Here is a 15,125-nt window from a genome sequence, read left to right on the forward strand (position 1 = left end):
TGTGTCCAGCCGGATGATTCGCAAAAAGAACGGCTATATGCATTCTGAGGTTGGAAATCGATAATTTTTCAGTCCAACTCGCCTGACTCAGCAAGCTCCACCAAGGTTGGAATGTGAGGCCCGTATTCGACTGTCTCAGTAGTGCTCTTGGTTGGAATCTGCGATTCTGAGGGCTTGGATAGCCTCACTCCGCTACCCACTTTTCGAGCATGTTTTGCGTAGAGCGTTTTGGCCCGGATGATCTCGTAGCTATACCCGCGCCCCAACCGGTTCGACAGTTTGATCAGGCCGTTCAGGCATTCGGTGTAGGCATTGGTGATCTGGCCCGGCGAATCCCAGTAGGCGAAGATGTCGTCGTAGTGATTGTGCACCGTCTTGGCGAGCGAGTGGAACATCTCCAGTTCGCCTTCTGGCAGCGTGTTTTCCCATGCCTCGAAGGCGTGTTGAGCCGATACCTTGTCTGGATCGTCGTAGATGCGGAAGAAGGCTTCTTTGAAGTCGTAGGCTTTGCCCAGTTCGGGGATGGCTTGCCGAACTACCGCTAACGCCTTCAGTTCCTCTCCATTCAGGTTGCCAGGCCGCTTCAGCGTGAGCCAGCGAATCGACTTCTTCACATGGACTCGTTCTTCCTTACTCAAAGTCGCCTGGTACTTCTTGCGCTCTTCTTCCAGTGCTTCGGAGGCCATTTTGACGACATGGAACTTGTCGATGACCAGCCGGGCATTGGGCAGGTATTGGGAGAATGAACGCTTGAACGGTCGCCACATGTCCGTGCAGACCCATTCCACCCGTTCCCGGTCAGGCAGGTTCTTAAAGAACGGCTTTAGATGATCCTGCGTGCGAAGCTCCAGCATCTGATAGACGTTGTTCGTCGCTAGATTCGTGATGACGCAACGATACTTCCCGGCGATGCTTACCTCGTCAATCCCCATGATGACCGGGGTTTCGTACCGCACCGTTCGATCAAGCTCTTCAATCAGGTCGTGCGCGATATTCTTGATGGTATTGACGGCAAGCCCGGTCTGGTCGGCAAGCGCATGAAATGTCATGTCCAGGCATCGTTCCCGGATGGCGTCCACCAATCTCTTGGTAGCCCGGCGCTTCTCATCCAGAAAGGTCAATTCAGGAGAAAACATCTTGCCGCAGCTATCGCATCGGAATCGTGGGCGGAAGATTTCAAGGCGCACCGGCTGCATCTGCATCGGGGTGTCGGCAAAGATATTGGATCGCTTGCCATGCCGATACATGGCTTTGGTGCAGTCGGGGCATGATGGCAATTCACCATCGAGCGCTTCGGCAACAACGGTGAGTCCGCGATTCTGCGAGAAGTAGTCCACCGGCTTGACGCCGGGGAGGTTCAAAAGGTCAATCACTGGCGCTATCCAGGTCAATGTTCCGCTGCTTGCTGATCAGGTCGTAAATGACATCGGTCAGTGCCGCCATCGCTTGCCGGTCAGACTTCAGCACCAGCGTAGCGAGCTTCTGGTGGCTGGTCAGGGCGCGAACCACCCCTTGCTGGACAGCACCTGGCAGGTTGCCCTTCATGGCTTGGTCCCGCGTATTGCTTTCAACCTGCGCCATCACCACGTCGTTCTCACGAGCGATGGAAGCAATCTGATTCACGAAAGCAGCTTGGTCACGAAGCGGAGTCGCCTCGCCAAATAAGTGATTGAGCTTGTCGATGATTTCCATGAGGAAACGTGGGGCATCGCCCGCACCGCCACCGCCTCCCGGCCCAATAGGCTTGAGCACAGGCGCATCGCTTTCTTCGCCGGGCGCGTCGTCCTTGCCCTTGATGTCAAAGCCAGTCAGCACCAAGCCCTTCAAATCCACGCTCTCGGGCGTTTCGCCGGACAGGCGCTTTTGCAGCAGCTTGGCAAAGGCGGCGAAGTTCTCCAGTTCCGGGTCGCCAAAGTCGATCAACTGGGCCACGTAGGCATAGGTGCGGCAGAAACGGCCAAGACCAGCCTTGAAGGCCATCAGCGTCTTGATTTGCTCTGCGTGCTCCTGCCTGTGGTGGTCAGCCGACTTCATGCCCGCTTGATCGCCTTGGCTGTGCGCCTTGTCGAAAGCGGCTTCCCAGGTCGCAATCGCCTCGCGCAGCATTTTAAGCCGTTGCTCGAACAGGCGCTTGGGGCCATCGGTCGCGGTATAGAGCGCCTTGTGCTGCGGCTCTTGTGCATGCGTGATGTCACGAAAGGTCTTGAAACGGGCTTCCTTGAAGGCTTCCAGATCAGAGGCTTCATACAAGCCCTGACCATCAAGCTGCTCCTTGATCTCATAGACCACATTCAGGTCTTGCACGTCGTCGATCTGTGCCCCGTCGTCGTACATGGCAAAGGCCCGACGAACGTTTTCCGGGTCATTCACGAAGTCGATGATGAAGACCTCATCCTTGCCCGGTGCCATTCGGTTGAGACGGGAGAAGGTCTGAACGATTTCGACATCGTTGGCGATCTTCTTGTCGACGTACTGAGCCACCAGCTTCGGTTGGTCGAAGCCAGTCTGGAATTTGTCGGCCACCAGCATGACGCGATACTCCGGACGATCAAAGGCCAGGCGTAAATCCTGCCCTTTCACCTCCGGGTTCATACTTTCCTCGGTGTATTCCTCGTTCTCATCAACGATGAACACATCTTCCTTGAATTGCTCATCGTCGCCATGCATCACCTGCTTGCCGGTCATCTTGCCCGAGAAGGCAATTAGCGAATGGATGTAGCTGTATTCGGCGTGCTGGGCAATGTAGCGGTCAAATGCCTTCTTGTAGCGGATCGCGGCGGCGCGGGAACTGGTCACGACCATTGCCTTGGCCTTGCCATCCAGCCGGTGCGCTACGTTCTTACTGAAGTGCTCGATGATGAACTGCACCTTCTGCGTGACGTTGGTCGGGTGCAGTGACATCCATTGCGCCAAGGCGCGTTTCGCGGCTTTGCCGCTGACGCGCTTGTTGTCCTCGATCTGCTTGGCAAGGTTGAAGGCGGTCTTGTACGGCACATAGCCCCTCAGGACATCCAGGATGAAACCTTCCTCGATGGCCTGGCGCATTTTGTACTTGTGAAAGGCTTCCGGCAGATTGTCCTTGGATGGCGGTTGCGAGGGATCAGGAACGCGGCCAAAGAGCATCAACGTCGAATGCTTGGGTGTGCCGGTGAAAGCGAAATAGCTGATGTTATCCGGACGCGCCCGCGACTTCTGAAGCTGCTCCAGCAGTTCTTCTACCGTCAGCGAAGCCATCTTGCCTTGGCCGCTCATGGCCAGCGCCGTCTGGAGCTTTGCTGCCGTGGTGCCGGTCTGGGAGTTGTGCGCCTCATCGATAATGACCGCGAAGTTCTTACCCTTGAGCGTCTTGTCCGTCACGATTGCTTCCATCGCATACGGGAAAGTCTGGATGGTCACGACGATGATGGGCGTTTCTGCCAGCAGCGCATCGGCCAACTGCTGACTCTTCGATTTCGAGGACTTCTGGCGGTCAATGGCGGCAATCACGCCAAACTGATGGTCGATCTGTTTGACGGCATCCTGAAGCTGGCCGTCCAGCACATTCCGGTCAGTGACGATGATGACGCTGCTAAAGATCGAATCGCCGTTGTCACTGCGCAATTTCACGAGGTCGTGAGCCGTCCATGAAATCGTACTGGTCTTGCCCGAACCGGCGCTGTGATCGGCCAGATAAACCATGCCGGGGCCGTTCTGCTTGGCATCGGCGATCATTTCATTTACCGCTGACCACTGATGGAAACGCGGGAAGATCAGCGTCTCCTTCTTCGACCAGTTGCCCTTCAGGTCGACGACATCCTTCTTCTCGACATAGACGAAGCTGTGGAAGACGCGCAGCCAGGCATCCGGTTGGCAGACAGCTTCCCAGAAGTAGGCCACCGGGTATTCGCGAGTGCCATCTGCCTTCAACTCGCCTTCCGGGTTGCCTGCATGACCATCGTTACCCTTGTTGAACGGCAGGAAGAAGGTGTTATCGCCATCGAGTTTCGTCGCCATCTGAATTTCGGAATCGGACATGGCGAAATGGACGACAGCGCCCCGCTTGAAGGTCAGCAGCGGCTCGCGGCGCTTGGTCTTGGGGTCGTAGGGCAGCCGGTCGGTGCGGTACTGATCCATGGCCGCTTCTGCTGACTGGGTGAAGTCGGTCTTGAGTTCGACGGTGGCTACAGGAATGCCGTTGATGAACAACACCAGATCAATCGCCAGTTTGCGCGACGGATGGTATTGAAGCTGCGGCACCACGCGCAGGATATTGGCGGCATAGCGCTTCAGCACGTCAGCGTTACGCTTGTCTTCCGGCGCGGCTTCCGAGAGGTCGATGTGGCCACACCCGGCAATGGAGAAGCCCTGACGGAGCACCTGAACCGTGCCGTGCGTCTCAAGCGCCTTGGTCAGCCGATCCATCAGTACCTCAAGGGCGCGGTCGCCGTTGTCCTTCTTGAGCTTGGCCCACTTCTCGCCCTGGCCGGAGGCTTCCAGCCAGGCAATCAAATCGTCGGCATACAAGGCCCGCTCGGTGTCGTACTTCGTGGTTTCGCCGACCTTCCAGCCCTGCGCCTCCAGTTTGGAAACGATGTAGTTTTCGAAGTGCTTTTCTTGGTGTGCGGTGTCGCTCATGCGATCTCCCGGAGGTCGATTTGGCCAGTGACGGCAGCGGTAATGAAGGCAGCGCGGCGTTCTTTCAGCAGATCGATGCTGCGCTGGGTTTTTTCGGTAAGACGATCAATGCGCGCCGAGTCACGAGTGAGTGACGCCACAATTTGTGCCTGCTCATTAAGCGGGGGAAACGCAAATCGGTACTCTCTGAACTTTTCGGCAGGCAAGTGCGAGATGGTCGATTTGGTATCACCTTCTTCGAACACCCCATTCCTCTTTGCAGCACCAAGAACATATGCGTAGAACTCAACAGAATCTTTGTCTGACGAAATGCTTCTTAGACGATGAAGCGCCTTTTGGTAGCCAATGACATTGTTACCGCCACGCCAAATGGCGGCACGCCCAACATCTCCGCCTTCGCAAACCAAAAGGTCTCCATCTTTGATGGTGTAACGCTCTATTTCATCAGGGCAAATATCCATTACAGGAAGATCGGCCGTGTTTATCTCATCCCACCGAACATCCTTATTTCTCAAGTAGGGAACAAGGTGCTCACCGGTTATGCGCTTTTCGTCGAGCATTTTCCCAAGTTCTACAGAGTATCGATAACTGAGCTTGCATACAGACCAATGCTCCGGCACCTCCCCAATCCATTCAACGCCCGAATCCTTCATCTTCACATTCGGATCGAGTCCCTTGGTGACAGCATGCGTGATGAGCGCCTGCCGCTTTTCCTTCAGGAGTTCGATGAAGCGGGTTTTCTTGGCGATCAGGGCTTCGATGCGAGCAGTTTCTTGCTCAATAGCCTTGGTCAGTTGGTGCTGTTCGGTAATCGGAGGAAGGGGAATTCCGACAGAAGCCAAGCGATCCATGCCGATATTTGCTTGCGTACTCGTGTTGCCAGCTAACAATATTTGCTGCTGGGCTGAATCAGCCTTCAACGCGAACTCAAGATAGGTAGGATTACATTTTGTTGGGTCGGAACGCAGAATCGCAAGTGGCGACCAAACGTTGAAATCATTTGATGTTTTGACGCGAGCCACTTTCCCAACGCTCGCAGACTTTCCCACCAATACATCGTTTATCTTCGGCTTTGCCTTTTTGCAAAAACGGGCATGATCCTCATAGGAAATAAATCGTTTCCCTTCAAATGCGAGTTCACCATCCTGAATTCCATCAACAGAAAGAAACTCGACCCCTTCATTTAAGAAGACCGGAGTTTCGTGAGGCCCATCAGTGATAGGTGCGGACAAGATATGTTTGATCGAAGCTCGCGCCCAATGCTCTGGCAACTGCCCAATCCATTCCACGCCGGAATCCCGATAGGCCGGGTAAGGTTTGTAGTGGCTCATGTCAGCCCCTCATCGTCTTGAAGCCGTGATCTGCTTCAGCGTCGGCTGCTTTCAGCCAGGTCAAAAACCCCGAGGCAACCACGCTGCTGTCAAAAACGACGACTGTCTTTTGCTGAGATTGATGAAATAGTTCAGGTCGCGGCTCTTGGATATGAACAATTCTTTGGAGCCAGTCATCACCCAAGGGCCGAGACATTGAGAATGCCCCAGTGGTAGCGTCATACATCAGTTCACGTACTTCAGCATCCAGCGGCTGCTCAGGATGTTCAAGGCTAAGAATCCAGATTTTCATTCTGTTGCAACCTCCGCGAGAAGCGCCGCAATCTCCGATTCAACCTGCTTCAAATCCGCATCGATGTCATGCAGCTTGCGCGGCGGCACATACTGATAGAAGAAACGGTTGAAGTTGATCTCGTAGCCAACACGGCCAATTGCCTTGTCCTTGTCGTCGCGGAAGGTTTCGTCAATGTAGGCATCCGGCAGATGCGGCAGCACTTCACGAGCTAGGTAATCCCGAATATCCTCGGTCAGCGGCACATTCTCGTAGTCGGTCAATTCAAGATCAGAAACTACGTTCCCGTCCGCATCGCTCACCGGCTCGCCATTCGGGTCGCGAACGCCAAAAGCATTCGTCAGTGCTCTGACGAAAGTCTTTCCGGCCTTGATGACCTTGCCCGCAGCAAGCGCAGAGCGCACCGTTTCATCGGCAAAGGCTTCCGCCCAGCCAAAGAGATGGGTTGCGCCCATATGCTGTTGCAATGCGGCCAGCCAGAGTTCCTGATGTTCCGGCGATAGCTTCAGCCACGCCTTTTCTTCTTGCAGCTTGGAGAGGCCGCTTTCGTCGATCACCAACGACATGCGCAGCGGGCGCAGCACCTTGATGCGGCGATAGCCAAAGGTGCGGTAGTCAATCATCCGCGAAACTTCGTTGTTCTCGGCAGCCGCATAGATGTCGACAATCTGGCGGCGCTGGTCGTCATCCACGATCCGGCGCTTGTTACCTTCGTTCTTGATCGAAGACCAGAAGCCGGTGGCATTGATGAGTTGAACGCGCTTCTCCCTGCGGCCATCCTTCTTGTTCGAGAGAATCCAGAGATAGGTGCCGATGCCGGTGCGGAAGAAAATTTCTGTGGGTAACGCCACGATGGCTTCTACTAGGTCGTTTTCGAGCAGCCAGCGTCGAATCTCGGATTCGCCTGACGATGCGCCGCCGTTAAACAACGGCGACCCCGACAACACGATGGCTGCACGGCCTCCGCCGTTTTCCGGCAATTCCAGCTTGCTGGCCAGGTGCATCAGGAACAGCATCGAGCCATCATTGATACGCGGCAGACCGGGGCCAAAGCGTCCGTCGTACTTCTTTTCCTTGTGCTCCGTATTTACAGCGTCCGAATCCTTTTCCCACTTCTTGCCGAAGGGAGGATTTGAGAGGCAGTAATGGAAGCGCTCGTTGGCGAACTGGTCATTCGAGAGCGTGCTGCCCAGACGGATATTCTTCGACAGATCGCGGCCAGGATCGGATTCGAGGGTGCGCAGCAACATGCTGGTCAGGCAGACAGCATGGGTTTCCGGCTCAAGCTCTTGTCCATGCGGAACAAGAACAGGCGGCACTTTGAAGCGATTGCCGTACTCGGCAACATGGTTCATGGCGTCGGTCAGGAAGCCGCCTGTGCCACAGGTTGGGTCATACAGGGTGCGGATCAGGCCGGGATTCGATTCAAACAGAGCGTCGTCAGGGTCGAGCAACAAGGCCGTGGCCAGATGCACGACATCGCGAGGCGTCATGAAATCCTCAGCCCCTTCATTGACCTCGGCACCAAATCGGCGAATCAGATGCTCGTAGAGGTTGCTCATCACGCGATCCGGCACCGCCTCCGGATGCAGATCGATACCGGCGAAATTCTTGCAAATCTTGAAAAGGACACCGGCTTTGTCGAGACGAATGACGGTGTTCGTGAAATCGAACTGCTCGAAGATGATGCGAGCGTTGTCCGAGAAGTGAGCGATGTAGTCTTGGAGGTTCTGTCGGGTCTTGGTGCTCCCCAGAGTGCTCAGGACGTATTCAGAGGTGTTGTAGAACGGGTAGCGAGTAGCTTGGCGGAGAACTAGATCAAGATCGATCCCGGCATCCTTGAAAGCCGCATGAGTCTCGCGGACGCCCTCGCGGGTCGGTTCTAGTACGCATTCCAATCGACGCAGCAGGGTGAACGGCAGAATGATCTTGCCGAAATCCGTGTGCTTGAAATCACCCCAAAGGTCTTCGGCGTTTTTCCAGATGAAATCCGCCAGCGATGCGCCCGAGCCTGCCAATTCTGCCATGTGGTTCTCCAACCAAGTTTTGCACAAAACAGAATACCAGACTGGCGGAAACTTTCAACCATGTTTTGCACAAAACGGAGAGTTATCACGTTTGGCGTAGCTTCGGGATTCCAACCTTATTTTGCATATAGCCAAAAGAACTATCCATGCATCCTAAAAAAATTATGGGGCGGCGCATTGTGGTCGCCCTCGTATTTCGCGGCCTCCTGCGGCGGCGCACCGATTGCCATCATTCGCCAATATATCGAACAACAGCAAACGCCTGAGTAAGCTAACAACATGGATACCTGCGGTATCCGCGCTATTCATCCTCCCCCTGAACGGGGAGGATTTCCGCGCAATCTGTTAAAATTATCATTTTCATATTTGGTTTTCCTAAGTCTTTTAAGCTGAAATCCAAGACTCATCAAAAACTGTCACTATGCGCGGTGTTGTCACTCGCTGATGCTTCGCCCCGCACCACAAACAAGTTCTTGTATCGCCGTCCATGCTGAAACGGTCGGCCAAAAAATATTCCTGATGGTGAGGGTCGATAGCACAGCGCCCTACTTCTAAGTACCGATCCCAGAATCCGACAATCCGTTCTAACCCTCTTCCACATGGGTGCGCTGCTCGTTGGGCCTTATCACCTTGACTTAAAGCCTGCATCAAACGCGTTCCGATGAATAGAACATCGTCCATATAGCCTAATACTAACGTCCCGGCACCGAACCACTCGGCTGCCTTCGTTTCAGGTGTTGCAATGAACACATCCTCCAACAAACCGCCATTTTTAAAAAAATGCCCCCTCTCTTTCAAATACTTGTGCAAATTTGGGGAAAATGATGCGGATTTTTTTGGCGCAATCTCTGATACCTGCAGTGTCTTGTGTCCAATTTTTTCAGTTATTTTGTTCATGATTTTCCTTGTGATTAATGATCATGAAATTCGCTATGAACGGTATGCACGAGCATACAATTTCACTCGATCTTACGACATCAACTTTTCCGTCAGTTCTTTATTGAGCTTCCGGAGACTAAGGCTGGCAACCGTCCGTGCAAAGTCAGGAGGCAACCCCAGGTCATTTAGAAGCTCTATCCCGGACTGTATGAATTTTTGAATCACCAACTCATTAATTCCTGTCAACACGACAGAAACACAAATCACAACGGTTTGCCATGTTTTAAGCGCTGAATCATTCATCATATTGAAAATTAAAGTGCTGACGCAAATTAATCCCAGTGACAGAAAACAGTTCATGCGGATTTTTTCGAATCGACTGCGAAGCGCAAGGAAGCTGAAAATTCCTGCTCTTTGAGCCTCAGTGATATTTTCAACCTCAATGGTATCCATATTAGATTCCATAGAGTTTTTTGCATTCATCTTCTTCGTGCTTTCTTTTTTCTTCTAGCACTTCGCAAAATGACAAAGCAGAGTGGAATTGACTCGCTGTCCAATAGTCTGCCCAAACAAATGGCCTTCCCATCTGACGTATGGCTTGCCGGTAAGCTTCAAGTTCACGCCTTTGTCCAAACAAGTGATTGGCGGACGCGCAATTTTCCTTTGGTAAAGCGGAATACTTTTTCCACATTTCACTTGCCACTTCCCATGCCAGACCGAATGCAATGATATTCAAAAGTATCAACAGGCTAAAAAAGAAGGTCAACGGGCTACCCAATTGCGTAATGGAATAGGCACTTACCAGTATTGGAAACGCTATTAAGGCGGCAGCTGCTAACCGGGAACGAACGCGCAAACGATCAATTTCAAGCTGGGTTAGCGGTTCCTGAAGTTTCGGGCGTTTTGTTTCAGACATTTTGTGCATCCTCCGTTAGATTAATTTTTTCCATCGCAGCATTGCTGCACGCCCCATACACATAAACCCGATGCAGGCCACACCGACAACAACGCTTTCGAAATGATTCATCGCGGTAACGAACAAACCAAAGTTGATGACGATGAGCATTGCTGTCGGCATCAGGATACAGATCGCCAGCCTCAACATCGTCATTTCGTCCTGCCACGCATTATTGGCGGCGCTTATCCATTTGGATTGATGTTCTGATGACAAGTTCATACTATTCACCGCTGGCAAGACCATCTTGCCAGTCCATTGCCTCATCCGAGCCGATAGGATATGGACAGTCAGCATCAGTCAAGCCTTGCCGTGCTGCTTCTTGTCCTTCAAAATACTGCGCTGATCTTTCCACGCTTTTTCCTTCCCTGTTACCCGGAAACGGGGTTTGACTGCAGGGCTATAGAGCTTATCCGCGCCAATTGTTCGGATAAAGTATTGACAATGATTTCACGCTGCTTTTCATTCAGCGTGGACAGCAATTCATCCGGCAAGGTTTGCGAGAAGCGCATAAAGTTGCTGAAGCCCGTCAGCATCGCACGTGTATTTTCTGCGCTGACCTTCATTTCAGACACCAAATCTGAAAAGCTGACATCCACTTCGATTTCTGCTTCTACCTCGACATATTTCGTTATTCGCATGATTTTCCTGATCGGTATTTGGAGTCTGGTTGAAGCACCATTCCAAGAATAGTTGTATTGAATGGAAAAGATAACGACTCTATAGCCTCACTGGACCACAGATGTCCTTCTTCATCCACAAACATCCCGATGGCTGATCGCTTCGGGAATCTTTGGTGCCACACACCAATGGCCGGGTCACATTGTGAACACAAGCCCGGTTTTGTCCCGCGAGACCAGTAATTCGTCATGGCGGTGTTTTCTACGCAAAGGCATTCGCGGCATGGATAGAGTGGCATTGTAGTTTTTCAAAGTACGATTCAGACGGTTATTACCAGCCCAGGGCCTTACGCGTTTCGATATATTGTTCAGCCTTCCGGATCGCACGTTCAAACTCTTGATTATTTTCTTCCTGTGTCAAGTCAGGATCTGGGCAGCACAGCAAAAACAATGCTTCCTCGCAGGCTGACTTCACCACGCGCATATCTTTCTGAAAATGCACAAACCCGGCCACACTTGCTGTTTTGGTTCCACCGCCATCGTGAGGATACGGAACCGCAGCCAGCGCTGCCCGGATTCGTTCAATTTTGATGCGATCTGATTTATTCATGAAATTTTGAGAATTCGAATAACGGTTACAACGGCAATTGCAGCGCCATGGCCTGTTCCGCCGTCAATTGGGACATGGGAATTTCTTCGACGCGATCATAAATCATTTGACCATACACATCGGCCAGATGCCGCACTTCACGGCAGATTGAGCACGTCGTTTCATTGACCGGCTTACGAGTCCGCCAGGCATTTATGACTGCTTCTAAGTGATGTATTTTGAGTGTTTGCATTGTCGATTTATTCCATTAGTCTTTCAGAACCAGCTTTCCACGATCTTTGGATCATCGCGTTCATCACGTGGCATTCTCACCAAACCCAAAGGCAATTTACTGCGTATCTCTTCCAGAGTTTGTGCTTGCAGCAATTCTGGTGTGGGTTGGTTCAACAGCCATTTTCTGGCGACAAACCTGCCCGGCAAATCAATTGGACTGTTATAGATCACCCAGATTGCCAGTGTTTCAGTCATGGCTTCTGCTAAAGAATTTCATACTTGCTCGCCAGCTCAACCAAGCGCAATTCTTTTGACTGACGATTTGCGCGACTTTCTGCGGGTGGCTGGATCGCCGGATTTACAGCCAGCGTGGTGTCATACACGGCCAACTCGCGCACCAGAGACATTAATTCTTTTAATTCGGCTTTGGCTGTTGAAAACATATCCTATTTCGGTTATCCGTATTTCGTGGTTGATGGCCTGTTTTCATGCTGCTTCGCACAAAACATCACTCGGCTTCATAAACACCAGCCAGTGAGTCATGCCGCTGCGCCCGCTAACTTGCCCGAACAACGGCTTGTGTGGCGTCAGTGCCAGTACGTCGCGCACCTTGACCTGGGTTTCATTCCACTTAAAAACCAGCACGCCATCAGGGGCAAGAACGCGGAAGCATTCAGCAAATCCAGCGCGCAAGTCGTCACGCCAGTTTTCTGAGAGCTTCCCATACTTCGCAGCCAACCAGCTTCGTGGCCCTGCGTGGATCAAATGAGGCGGATCAAAGGCCACCAATTTGAAAGCGCCATCATCGAACGGCATCGCGCGAAAATCCATCAGAGTGTCAGGTTCAATGCGCAAGGTGCGCTGGCCAGAAACGTTACCCCTGCTGTTGTCGGTAACTGTCAGCACTTCGCTTCGCTGGTCGCCAAACACTGCTCGCGAGTCCGTTTTGTCGAACCACATCATCCGGCTTCCACAGCACGCATCCAGTACGGACTTATCTTTGTTTGTCATATGTTCTTGTTGCATTGCATCACCTCAAATCAACCGCAAAATACGGATACCCCCTATTTCCTTTGGTTCGTTACCAGTCGCCACATGCTGCATTCAGTGGTGCGCTTATCAATACTGTCTCATCAACACCATCTTCACCAATGCCGAACTCTCCAGAAAGCAAGCTAATGCTGTCGTTGCCATCCAAATAGGCAAATGGCTTGTATTCATCATTGGCACAGTCATTTATACATGCCGATATTGCTGCGTTCAATGCCCTGGTAGCTGCTTTAAATTTAGCAATATTCTTTGCTGAAACTGGCATATTTTTCCTTGGTTACTTTGACAGTTCTGGAATGACAGCAGAGGGAGAAACTACCTTCACTTTGCCGACATGCTCCGAGCGCCAGTATTCATGCTGCGTTGGATCGTCCAAAACTTTAATCGACAGCTTCGCGCCGACTTTTAGAACTTCGCCCACGGCATAGTTACGGTGACGTACAGAGCCACGACCAGCCGTGGTGAACACGAAGTTCACGACTTGACTAACCTGAACAGTCTCCAATTGGCGCACGATATTTTCCTTTCAATTCCAGGGCCAATTGTCTGCAGGGAATACCGATGTACGCTCATGCGCCAATATGAATGCTATTGCACTGGCGAGCATCCCTATCATTACGATACCAGTGATCTTTGCAACGGCCCAAGATTCTGACCACAAGGCAGGTCCATCGTGCATGACATCCACTAGCGCAGCTAACCAGAACATCATCGATAGCAAAAAAACTCCAGCGGACAACCCGAAAGTAATGATGGATATTTCCGATACAGGACGCGCCCACCAAGCCTTCTTCAATCGGATTTCAGAAGTTTTACTCTTGGCTTTCGAGATTTTGATCATGATTGATTACTGTTGAAAGTTAGATACTTCATGCAATTCAAATTCATGGAACATTTACGAGCAATTCAGACATTGCCAGTATTATGAAAATCGAACATGAATTCACCCCATATTCCAGCATTATCATCGGGCATTTCCAATGGATATTCGTTTGGCTGGGCGGCGTGTTTTTTCTTGTAGGCTTCTACAAATAAGTCGATATTGCGCTTGAATTCTTCCGCTGCCTGATCTATATGCAATGCCATTTTTAATTCCATTCTGAGAACTGTACGCTGTCATTATAGCGTTTATATAAACAGCGTCAAGTTTTCTTCCGCATTTTTTTATACGCTTCATCAATCGCTTTACGAATCACTGCCGCTTTGCTGTCGCCGTAGCCTGCGCTGACCAATGCATCCAGTTTGGCGAGCCGTTCACCATCAAGGTCAACCGGCAGACGCTTGCCGTTTGCTTCTTGCAAGCGCTCTAAATGGGCGCTTTGCCGTTTGGTGCTGGTTCTGTCGTATGGGTTCTTTTTTTCATTCACAACTTCATTTCCTTATCAGCTGGCGGTCACACAACAGGGCCTGGCATTTTCGTCAGCGCCATCCCTGATTGCCAAAATCTTTGAAATTCCAGTCTTGCGCCAATTGCTCCCAAATAGCGCCACCATTCTGGAAATATCGATGCACTTCTTTTTCCGGCTGAAAATCCATCTTGAGCACGGCCATGCAGTCATCGAATACGTCATAGTCCAGACGCCTCAGATCCGTGAGGTCGAAAGGAAATCGGTCGCCGTTGTACATATTGAGTAAAAACCGGGCAATGACCCCGGACTGGCCGGTATCGCGTTGCGCAATCGGCAGCAGGCGGCGCAAGGCGGCTTCACCTTCAAGACGAATTTCTGGAAGCCGTTGTAACCGTTGTTCGCGTTCCCGCGCACGTGTTGCCATCGCTGCTTTTGCTCGTGCCTGCGCCTCCGGATCGGGTGATCGCATTGGTGAACCTTTGTGTTCCATCGACATATTCCTTTACGTCTGCTTTGGAGCCTGATCCGTGCAGTGTATTTCAGGCTGACTGTTGCAATTCATCGTAGCACGCCATGGATGTCCTGCAGCCGGTTTGCTGACAGGTTTGCTGCGGTTTGGATGTAGTCTGCGCTTGCCTACGGCCAGGGTTAATGCTTCGCTTGCACTCCACCCCAGCGCCAGTCTTTTTTTTATGGTCTCAGCAGGGATGCCGGTCAATGTAGCCCACTGCGCCACACAGAGACGTTCCCCGTTATGCTCAATCCAGCGCAAATCGGCCCGATGTCGTGCGCGAGATCGCAAGGCGGCAACAATATTCTCGAATTGGCGGGGTACCGGTTTAGATTTTGGGATTTCCAGATCAATACTTTGGGCAAATTTTCTGAGGGTTTTGCTATCTACTTGCAGTTCGTCTGCCATTTGCTGACAGCACAGATTTTCTTTCATCATGAGTTGAATGTACTCAGGCAATGACCATCCCGTTTCGTGTTGAATCTTTGCGGCAGTCAATTGAATGCCGACCGGGTGGACGTATCCACGCAAGGCCAGCGCCTGTTTCAGTGAACTGTAGTTGAGCGTCAATTCCAGAGCCATCTGCTTCAGCGATTTTCCCTGATCTGCGAATGCTTTTGCCAGGCACGTGATCGATGCCCTCTTTTCCTTTTGAATGCGCTGAAGCGTTCGCA

23 protein-coding genes and 1 pseudogene are annotated in these 15,125 nt (G+C 51.8%); 2 read left to right on the plus strand and 22 right to left on the minus strand.

Annotated features, from left to right (window positions below; translation table 11 throughout):
- Positions 1–68: 68 nt before the first annotated feature.
- Genes HV832_RS13775 through HV832_RS13795 form a run of 5 tightly spaced genes read right to left on the minus strand, consistent with a single transcriptional unit; the run spans position 69 to position 8,264 of the window.
- The gene (locus HV832_RS13775) at positions 69–1,373 is read right to left on the minus strand and encodes an ISL3 family transposase (RefSeq protein ID WP_176804432.1); all 1,305 of its coding nucleotides are present in this window, start codon (positions 1,371–1,373) and stop codon (positions 69–71) included.
- Positions 1,366–4,614, minus strand: a complete 3,249-nt coding sequence (locus HV832_RS13780; protein WP_176804433.1) for a type I restriction endonuclease subunit R — start codon at positions 4,612–4,614, stop codon at positions 1,366–1,368. The genes HV832_RS13775 and HV832_RS13780 overlap by 8 nt, the downstream gene beginning before the upstream one ends.
- Positions 4,611–5,945 (minus strand): restriction endonuclease subunit S, encoded by a 1,335-nt coding sequence (locus HV832_RS13785; RefSeq protein WP_176804434.1) that lies wholly within the window; start codon positions 5,943–5,945, stop codon positions 4,611–4,613. The genes HV832_RS13780 and HV832_RS13785 overlap by 4 nt, the downstream gene beginning before the upstream one ends.
- Position 5,946: 1 nt before the next feature.
- Entirely contained in the window at positions 5,947–6,237 is a 291-nt protein-coding gene (locus HV832_RS13790) for a hypothetical protein (protein ID WP_176804435.1), read from the minus strand.
- On the minus strand, positions 6,234–8,264 hold the full coding sequence (locus tag HV832_RS13795) for a type I restriction-modification system subunit M (RefSeq protein WP_176804436.1): 2,031 nt from the start codon (positions 8,262–8,264) through the stop codon (positions 6,234–6,236). Before HV832_RS13795 ends, HV832_RS13790 begins: the two co-directional genes overlap by 4 nt.
- A 132-nt stretch (positions 8,265–8,396) precedes the next feature.
- Between HV832_RS13795 and HV832_RS13800 the strand changes: the two are divergent.
- A pseudogene (locus tag HV832_RS13800) lies at positions 8,397–8,534 on the plus strand (transposase); the annotation flags it as partial.
- A 114-nt stretch (positions 8,535–8,648) separates the two neighbouring features.
- Here the strand turns inward: HV832_RS13800 and HV832_RS13805 are convergent.
- The 13 genes from HV832_RS13805 to HV832_RS13860 all read right to left on the minus strand — a co-directional run bounded on the left by HV832_RS13805 (position 8,649) and on the right by HV832_RS13860 (position 13,105).
- Complete coding sequence (locus HV832_RS13805) at positions 8,649–9,161, minus strand: hypothetical protein (RefSeq protein ID WP_176804437.1); 513 nt, start codon at positions 9,159–9,161, stop codon at positions 8,649–8,651.
- 72 nt (positions 9,162–9,233) lie between these two features.
- Positions 9,234–9,596: a hypothetical protein gene (locus HV832_RS13810; RefSeq protein WP_176804438.1), complete on the minus strand. Its 363-nt coding sequence runs from the start codon at positions 9,594–9,596 to the stop codon at positions 9,234–9,236.
- 1 nt (position 9,597) lies between these two features.
- Positions 9,598–10,059: a hypothetical protein gene (locus HV832_RS13815; RefSeq protein ID WP_176804439.1), complete on the minus strand. Its 462-nt coding sequence runs from the start codon at positions 10,057–10,059 to the stop codon at positions 9,598–9,600.
- 15 nt (positions 10,060–10,074) lie between these two features.
- Positions 10,075–10,320, minus strand: a complete 246-nt coding sequence (locus tag HV832_RS13820; protein WP_176804440.1) for a hypothetical protein — start codon at positions 10,318–10,320, stop codon at positions 10,075–10,077.
- Position 10,321: 1 nt separating this feature from the next.
- Positions 10,322–10,453, minus strand: a complete 132-nt coding sequence (locus tag HV832_RS17515) for a hypothetical protein (protein WP_263398762.1) — start codon at positions 10,451–10,453, stop codon at positions 10,322–10,324.
- A gap of 16 nt (positions 10,454–10,469) precedes the next feature.
- Positions 10,470–10,739 (minus strand): hypothetical protein, encoded by a 270-nt coding sequence (locus HV832_RS13825; RefSeq protein ID WP_176804441.1) that lies wholly within the window; start codon positions 10,737–10,739, stop codon positions 10,470–10,472.
- A 310-nt stretch (positions 10,740–11,049) separates the two neighbouring features.
- A complete protein-coding gene (locus HV832_RS13830; RefSeq protein WP_176804442.1) occupies positions 11,050–11,328 on the minus strand; it encodes a hypothetical protein in 279 nt (92 codons plus the stop codon).
- Positions 11,329–11,353: 25 nt separating this feature from the next.
- Positions 11,354–11,560, minus strand: a complete 207-nt coding sequence (locus tag HV832_RS13835) for a DUF3717 domain-containing protein (protein ID WP_176804443.1) — start codon at positions 11,558–11,560, stop codon at positions 11,354–11,356.
- Positions 11,561–11,583: 23 nt separating this feature from the next.
- The gene (locus HV832_RS13840; RefSeq protein WP_176804444.1) at positions 11,584–11,796 is read right to left on the minus strand and encodes a hypothetical protein; all 213 of its coding nucleotides are present in this window, start codon (positions 11,794–11,796) and stop codon (positions 11,584–11,586) included.
- Positions 11,797–11,804: 8 nt separating this feature from the next.
- Entirely contained in the window at positions 11,805–11,984 is a 180-nt protein-coding gene (locus HV832_RS13845; protein ID WP_176804445.1) for a hypothetical protein, read from the minus strand.
- A gap of 43 nt (positions 11,985–12,027) precedes the next feature.
- Positions 12,028–12,567 carry a class I SAM-dependent methyltransferase gene (locus tag HV832_RS13850; protein WP_223827346.1) on the minus strand — a complete coding sequence of 180 codons (540 nt, stop codon included), beginning with the start codon at positions 12,565–12,567 and terminating at the stop codon, positions 12,028–12,030.
- A 55-nt stretch (positions 12,568–12,622) separates the two neighbouring features.
- Positions 12,623–12,856, minus strand: a complete 234-nt coding sequence (locus tag HV832_RS13855) for a hypothetical protein (protein WP_176804446.1) — start codon at positions 12,854–12,856, stop codon at positions 12,623–12,625.
- 12 nt (positions 12,857–12,868) lie between these two features.
- Positions 12,869–13,105 (minus strand): hypothetical protein, encoded by a 237-nt coding sequence (locus tag HV832_RS13860; protein WP_176804447.1) that lies wholly within the window; start codon positions 13,103–13,105, stop codon positions 12,869–12,871.
- Between the two features lie 67 nt (positions 13,106–13,172).
- On the opposite strand from HV832_RS13860, the gene HV832_RS13865 reads away from it, so the two are divergent.
- Complete coding sequence (locus tag HV832_RS13865) at positions 13,173–13,448, plus strand: hypothetical protein (RefSeq protein ID WP_176804448.1); 276 nt, start codon at positions 13,173–13,175, stop codon at positions 13,446–13,448.
- A gap of 49 nt (positions 13,449–13,497) precedes the next feature.
- On the opposite strand, the gene HV832_RS13870 is transcribed toward HV832_RS13865, so the two are convergent.
- The 4 genes from HV832_RS13870 to HV832_RS13885 are packed head-to-tail and all read right to left on the minus strand — an operon-like array spanning position 13,498 to position 15,033.
- Positions 13,498–13,677 carry a hypothetical protein gene (locus HV832_RS13870; RefSeq protein ID WP_176804449.1) on the minus strand — a complete coding sequence of 60 codons (180 nt, stop codon included), beginning with the start codon at positions 13,675–13,677 and terminating at the stop codon, positions 13,498–13,500.
- 56 nt (positions 13,678–13,733) lie between these two features.
- Positions 13,734–13,958: a hypothetical protein gene (locus tag HV832_RS13875; protein ID WP_176804450.1), complete on the minus strand. Its 225-nt coding sequence runs from the start codon at positions 13,956–13,958 to the stop codon at positions 13,734–13,736.
- A gap of 52 nt (positions 13,959–14,010) precedes the next feature.
- Positions 14,011–14,430: a DUF7673 family protein gene (locus HV832_RS13880; RefSeq protein ID WP_218132052.1), complete on the minus strand. Its 420-nt coding sequence runs from the start codon at positions 14,428–14,430 to the stop codon at positions 14,011–14,013.
- A 12-nt stretch (positions 14,431–14,442) separates the two neighbouring features.
- Positions 14,443–15,033 carry a hypothetical protein gene (locus tag HV832_RS13885; RefSeq protein WP_176804451.1) on the minus strand — a complete coding sequence of 197 codons (591 nt, stop codon included), beginning with the start codon at positions 15,031–15,033 and terminating at the stop codon, positions 14,443–14,445.
- Positions 15,034–15,125: the final 92 nt, after the last annotated feature.

The organism is Cognatundibacterium oligocarboniphilum (genome assembly GCF_013377855.1).
Classification (GTDB): domain Bacteria; phylum Pseudomonadota; class Gammaproteobacteria; order Burkholderiales; family Burkholderiaceae_D; genus Undibacterium; species Undibacterium oligocarboniphilum.

Excerpts from the sequence above, each read along its gene's own strand:
- HV832_RS13780 (WP_176804433.1), bottom strand. The coding sequence starts at position 4,614 with ATGAGCGACACCGCACACCAAGAAAAGCACTTCGAAAACTACATCGTT.
- HV832_RS13785 (WP_176804434.1), bottom strand. The coding sequence starts at position 5,945 with ATGAGCCACTACAAACCTTACCCGGCCTATCGGGATTCCGGCGTGGAA.
- HV832_RS13790 (WP_176804435.1), bottom strand. The coding sequence starts at position 6,237 with ATGAAAATCTGGATTCTTAGCCTTGAACATCCTGAGCAGCCGCTGGAT.
- HV832_RS13795 (WP_176804436.1), bottom strand. The coding sequence starts at position 8,264 with ATGGCAGAATTGGCAGGCTCGGGCGCATCGCTGGCGGATTTCATCTGG.
- HV832_RS13805 (WP_176804437.1), bottom strand. The coding sequence starts at position 9,161 with ATGAACAAAATAACTGAAAAAATTGGACACAAGACACTGCAGGTATCA.
- HV832_RS13810 (WP_176804438.1), bottom strand. The coding sequence starts at position 9,596 with ATGGATACCATTGAGGTTGAAAATATCACTGAGGCTCAAAGAGCAGGA.
- HV832_RS13815 (WP_176804439.1), bottom strand. The coding sequence starts at position 10,059 with ATGTCTGAAACAAAACGCCCGAAACTTCAGGAACCGCTAACCCAGCTT.
- HV832_RS13820 (WP_176804440.1), bottom strand. The coding sequence starts at position 10,320 with ATGAACTTGTCATCAGAACATCAATCCAAATGGATAAGCGCCGCCAAT.
- HV832_RS13825 (WP_176804441.1), bottom strand. The coding sequence starts at position 10,739 with ATGCGAATAACGAAATATGTCGAGGTAGAAGCAGAAATCGAAGTGGAT.
- HV832_RS13830 (WP_176804442.1), bottom strand. The coding sequence starts at position 11,328 with ATGAATAAATCAGATCGCATCAAAATTGAACGAATCCGGGCAGCGCTG.
- HV832_RS13835 (WP_176804443.1), bottom strand. The coding sequence starts at position 11,560 with ATGCAAACACTCAAAATACATCACTTAGAAGCAGTCATAAATGCCTGG.
- HV832_RS13840 (WP_176804444.1), bottom strand. The coding sequence starts at position 11,796 with ATGACTGAAACACTGGCAATCTGGGTGATCTATAACAGTCCAATTGAT.
- HV832_RS13845 (WP_176804445.1), bottom strand. The coding sequence starts at position 11,984 with ATGTTTTCAACAGCCAAAGCCGAATTAAAAGAATTAATGTCTCTGGTG.
- HV832_RS13850 (WP_223827346.1), bottom strand. The coding sequence starts at position 12,567 with ATGCAACAAGAACATATGACAAACAAAGATAAGTCCGTACTGGATGCG.
- HV832_RS13855 (WP_176804446.1), bottom strand. The coding sequence starts at position 12,856 with ATGCCAGTTTCAGCAAAGAATATTGCTAAATTTAAAGCAGCTACCAGG.
- HV832_RS13865 (WP_176804448.1), top strand. The coding sequence starts at position 13,173 with ATGAATGCTATTGCACTGGCGAGCATCCCTATCATTACGATACCAGTG.
- HV832_RS13870 (WP_176804449.1), bottom strand. The coding sequence starts at position 13,677 with ATGGCATTGCATATAGATCAGGCAGCGGAAGAATTCAAGCGCAATATC.
- HV832_RS13880 (WP_218132052.1), bottom strand. The coding sequence starts at position 14,430 with ATGGAACACAAAGGTTCACCAATGCGATCACCCGATCCGGAGGCGCAG.
- HV832_RS13885 (WP_176804451.1), bottom strand. The coding sequence starts at position 15,033 with ATGGCTCTGGAATTGACGCTCAACTACAGTTCACTGAAACAGGCGCTG.